General features: G+C 41.1%; 4 protein-coding genes. 1 reads left to right on the top strand and 3 read right to left on the bottom strand.

Going from position 1 to position 4,140, the window contains the following annotated elements:
- Window positions 1-346: 346 nt before the first annotated feature.
- The gene (locus V7Z64_RS12175; RefSeq protein ID WP_297989718.1) at window positions 347-1,009 is read right to left on the bottom strand and encodes a DUF975 family protein; all 663 of its coding nucleotides are present in this window, start codon (window positions 1,007-1,009) and stop codon (window positions 347-349) included.
- Window positions 1,010-1,178: 169 nt separating this feature from the next.
- Here V7Z64_RS12175 and V7Z64_RS12170 point away from each other — a divergent pair, with 169 nt between their 5' ends.
- The gene (locus V7Z64_RS12170; RefSeq protein WP_297989720.1) at window positions 1,179-1,553 is read left to right on the top strand and encodes a zinc-ribbon domain-containing protein; all 375 of its coding nucleotides are present in this window, start codon (window positions 1,179-1,181) and stop codon (window positions 1,551-1,553) included.
- 63 nt (window positions 1,554-1,616) lie between these two features.
- On the opposite strand, the gene V7Z64_RS12165 is transcribed toward V7Z64_RS12170, so the two are convergent.
- The gene (locus V7Z64_RS12165) at window positions 1,617-2,594 is read right to left on the bottom strand and encodes a CapA family protein (RefSeq protein ID WP_442885208.1); all 978 of its coding nucleotides are present in this window, start codon (window positions 2,592-2,594) and stop codon (window positions 1,617-1,619) included.
- A gap of 116 nt (window positions 2,595-2,710) precedes the next feature.
- Window positions 2,711-3,943 carry a GntP family permease gene (locus tag V7Z64_RS12160; protein ID WP_297989870.1) on the bottom strand — a complete coding sequence of 411 codons (1,233 nt, stop codon included), beginning with the start codon at window positions 3,941-3,943 and terminating at the stop codon, window positions 2,711-2,713.
- Window positions 3,944-4,140: the final 197 nt, after the last annotated feature.

The following is a 4,140-nucleotide window of genomic DNA, read 5'->3' as shown; positions in this document are numbered from 1 at the left end:
AATTGCATATAGATTTTTATATAATTTTATAAATTTATCTTAACTGTTGCTCCCCCGTAAATGTTCATTCCGATCTGACCAACATTTCCCCTCATTTATTATAACACATTTAAATTATAGTATGTCACTATTATTCTTCATTTTACAAACATGTTTATATGATTAACTAAAAACGACCCCGTCCGTACATTTCCGACAAAAAGAAACAATATTCTCTTTTTAACGATTTTACAAAATCATTCGATATTTTACTAGCTTTATTTAGAAAAGCAAAAAATATTCAGCTCACTTTATGATGTGGCTGAATAGTTACTAAAAAAACGAACAAGGTCGCCCTTGTTCGTTTTTATTCAGCTGGCACTTCTTGCGTGCGAATAAATTGATCATAAAATGCAGCAAGCGATGTGTAAACGTACGGAATGAGCCATAACAGTCCGATGCCGAGCGTAATGATGGACAAAAGCCCCCATCCAATAAAGCTAACATATAGCAAAAATAACTTTCCTTTATATCCTTTCATGCGCTTTTTACTTTCACTAATCGCTTGAAGTGCACCGTATTCTGGGTGATCTCTTAATAAAAAGAACGTTTGTGAATAAGATAACGATTTAATAATTCCCGGGATAATGAACAATAAGCTCCATAAAATGACAAAAAGAGCGATTAATAGCGACGTGCCGATCAATTTCAAAACTAATTTTCCGTTTTGATACACCGTGAATAACGGGGAAATACGAACCGGTTCATTCCGATACACATCTAAAAACACCCAATACATCGCGATGCTGAGAGGAATGAGCGCAAAGGAGATAATCATGCTTGCGATAGAGGCTGAAGTTGGTACTTCTTCTTGATCAAGCCACGTTTCCCATCCTCCGCTTAGCGCAACCTCAATGATCATTGGAAAAATAATGGTTACAGCCGCATACACGAGCATAAAAAGTGCTGCACTACCCCATTTCCCTCTTAATGCATCTCTTGCTTGCCGCCTTAACGATGATAAGGTCATAAACTAAACCCTCCTTTTGCGTATTGCCTACATATGTAGTTTATGATGTCATTACTTAATCTAGCATATATATTTGAAAAATGGCACCTTTTTTATCAAAATATGAAATGAATTTTTCCTGCCTCTTGTATATAATGGAATGTATGAATATAGCGAAAGGAGAAAAAACATGAAAAGCATAAAGCCTGGCCGTGGACCGTCGATGCAAGGATTTGTCGGAAGCCTCTTCTCGATTATTTTCGGTATTTTTTGGACATTTATGACTTTTTCGATTACAAAAGATTCTCCGTTTCCAGGAACACAAATATTTCCGCTGTTCGGACTGATTTTTGTTGGGCTTGGTATTTTTCAAGCCGTCTACCATTATAAAAATGCGACAGGAAAAGAGCGGATGTCCATCGTCGATATCGTTGATGAACATGAAGAGAAAGATCCGCTAAATGAGCGCTTCGGTCGTAGCGAGGGGAAAAAATATTGTTCATCTTGCGGAACAAACATACAAGCAGATTTTCGATTTTGTCCATCTTGTGGGAAGGAACTATAAAACCGAGCGATATGCTCGGTTTTAATTTCTGAACGAACTATCCCTCTTTCCTTTTGTTCAACATTATTTTTCATATACAAGCCATGTCGGCTTATTTATTTTTGCTGATAAATGAACAATTTTTGTTTTTACACGGTTAGCTTCTTTCCCATGAAGCGGAATCGGTTGATAGTTGTTTCGTGTCGTTACAGATGAAATGCGAAACGGAATGATACGAACGGTCGTTTTCGGCTGTTTTTTACCGTCAGCAAAATAAAACGTTTGTTGATAAACGAACGTATCTTTATCGCTCGGATTTTTATTTCCTCCAAACATAAAATTGCCCAGACTGTAGACGATCATTCTCCCTTTGTATTGTTCGATTCCTTGAATGACGTGCGGGTGATGACCGACGACAAGATCTGCCCCGCTGTCAATCGCAAATCTTCCTAGCGCTTTTTGTGTGTTGTTTGGCACATAACTGCGCTCTTCTCCCCAATGAAAGTGAATAAGCACAAGTTGCGCCCCTCGTTTTCGCAATGTGCGAATGTCATCGGCCATTTGTCGACGAAATGCTTTCGTATCGCTCCAACCTTTATAACCGAGCGTACCGATGTTTATCCCTTTCACCGTTTTCATTAGCGAAATTCCGTTTCCAAAATAACCGACATTCGCCCGCTTTAGCGTGGCAATCGTATCACTATATCCTTTCTGTCCGTAGTCAAACGTATGATTGTTTGCCAAATTCACTGCATCAATGCCGGCGCGCGTTAACACATGGACATAAGATGGATCGCCGCGAAATCGAAATTTCTTTTCTGCCTTTTGCGTTGCTGTTGTGAGGGTCGTTTCCAAATTGACGGTTGTAAAGTCGTCGTTTTTAAAAATAGATTCGATATGTTTCGTGAAAAAAGCAAGCCCGTTCTTTTTCGCTTCATCATCAAACGAGTACGCATAGCCGTAATTTTCATCGCGACCAAGGGTGACATCGCCAGCGACGCTGAGCGTAACGCTCGTTTCCCCTTCTGCCCAAGCTCGATTGGCGAATAAACAAAAGAACATGCATATCGCTACGTATATTTTTCTCATTTCTCCCACTCCCCCTTAACATGTACCGTTCGACATATGGGGTGAAAATCCTTTTTTTATTTTATTTGTTGATTATTTAGAACATCGTTTTATGAAAACATAATAAAAATAATTGTACACGTTACTGCTATAGTTAAACCAATCGCCGTTTCGTACGGAAGTAATTTTAATCTCTCTTTCGTTGACATATGAACGCTTGCCGCCGTCACATGAAAAAAGCTGCCGTGCGGCAAATGGTCAAGCATCGTCGCTCCCGCATGTACCATCGCTGCACCTGCAAGCGGTGAAACACCCGCTTCAATAAGCGCTCCCCCAAAAATGTGGCTCGCTACTGCTGTGCCTGCGGTCGTCGATGCTGTAATGCCTGATAACAACGCACCGGCTAGCGGGGCGATTGTGTACGGCGAAAAACCGAATGACTGAAGTGTTTGCATAAAGGAACTATGCAGCGATGAGTTTGCGATCACACCGGCTAGCGCCCCTGTACCAATAAGCATGAAAATAACACCGCTCATCTTCTCCATGCCAACGCGCAAAAAATCGTTCAGCTCGTTCGTCTTTTTCATAGCTACCACACCAACGAGAGCACCGGCTGGCAAAGCGATTAGCGGGTCAATATGAATACGAAAAAGAGGACGCAACAATAAAAGAATCATAGCTACAGCGGGAGCAACAATCGCTTTCGTCCAAGAAGGAGTTTCCTTTTGAACGATTTCGACTTCCACCTTTTGCGTATCGTCTACGAACCATCGTTTTGCCATGTTGTACGTCACGAAAAGACCGATACAAGCAGGCACAATCCCGGCCATCATAAGCGAAGAAAGCGGCACATGAAACGCCTCCGCCGCTGCGATAGTGTTCGGATTCGGTGAAATGATGTTTCCTGCTTTTCCTCCACCAATGAGTGCGAGTAATATCGCAAAACGTGAAATGAAAAGACGTTGGGCAATGACAAGCGCAACCGGTGCAATCGTCATAATTGCTACGTCAACAAATATTCCACAAGCCGTTAGCACCATTGCTGTACAACATAACGCAAATAGCGCATACTTCTCCCCACATGCCCTCACTAATTTTTCAGCAATTGCTAACGCAGCCCCTGACTGCATCAACACCCCTGCAAGCACACCAGCAGCCAAAATACGCAAAATAGACGGGATCATTTCTTTTGCACCATCCATCATTAGACGAACTGCCTCATCGACAGAAGCCCCGCCGAGTAAAGCACCAATAAACGCCCCACACATCATTCCATATGCGACCGGAACATTTCGTAGTATAAGAATAATCGCTGAAAGAAAAGCAACTATCGCCCCAAACATGCTCACTCTTATCCCCCCTCAACCACCGAAACGGATACATAAACGAATTGTATGCACTTGCCTTTTGTAAAAATATATCATAGATCATGTAAATACTGTGTAAAAACATTCAAAAAAATACATATGCATGTATTGTCAACTAATTTTGTATATAGTACTTTTATAATAGTCTTTTTGAAGGGGTGACATATGTATTG

It is taken from the genome of Anoxybacillus sp. (assembly GCF_036834105.1).
In the GTDB taxonomy this organism is placed as follows: Bacteria; Bacillota; Bacilli; order Bacillales; family Anoxybacillaceae; genus Anoxybacillus.
Note: the sequence above shows the minus strand (reverse complement) of the source record. Positions and strands in the feature narration are given on the sequence as shown.